Origin of the sequence: Myceligenerans pegani (genome assembly GCF_014892515.1) — a bacterium.
Classification (GTDB): Bacteria; Actinomycetota; Actinomycetes; order Actinomycetales; family Cellulomonadaceae; genus Myceligenerans; species Myceligenerans pegani.
Genome location: NZ_JADBGR010000003.1, coordinates 1 through 578 on the forward strand (window position 1 = coordinate 1; position 578 = coordinate 578).

Annotated in this window: 1 protein-coding gene; it reads right to left on the bottom strand. The window is 76.0% G+C overall.

Features of this window, described 5'->3' with window-relative positions; translation table 11 throughout:
- A partial coding sequence (locus IIE03_RS00020) for a ketoacyl-synthetase C-terminal extension domain-containing protein (protein ID WP_318842697.1) occupies nucleotides 1-578 on the bottom strand: 578 nt, incomplete at both ends.

The window sequence follows — 578 nt, forward strand, 5'->3', positions numbered from 1 at the left end:
ACCGGCTCCGACCCATACAACTCACGCCCCATCCCCACCCGCTGACTCCCCTGCCCCGTCAACACAAACGCCGTCCCGCCGGCGCGGGCCTCGCGGGCGGGCGTCTCGCCGCGTGCGATCTCCGCCAGCTGGTCGAGCAGAGCGGCGCGGTCGCGGCCGACCGCGACCGCGCGGTGCGCGAACCGGCGACGCGCGGCGAGGCCGGCGGCGACTCCGGCGACGGGAAGATCGGGATGGGTGATGAGGTGGTCGTACAGGCGAGCCGCCTGTTCACGGACGGCCTGCGCGTCCCGGCCGGAGACGGGCCAGGCCGCCGCGCCGGACACGACCGGCTCCACGGCGGGCTCCCCCGAGGCCTGCTCGGCAGGCACACCCGCCGGCGGCGCCTCGAGGATGACGTGGGCATTGGTGCCGCTGATCCCGAACGAGGACACCCCGGCACGACGCGGCCGACCCGTCTCCGGCCAGGCCCGCTCCTCCGTCAGGAGCCGCACGGCTCCCGCCGACCAGTCGACATGCGGCGACGGCGCGTCCACGTGCAACGTGCGCGGCAGGACGCCGTGACGCATCGCCTCCAG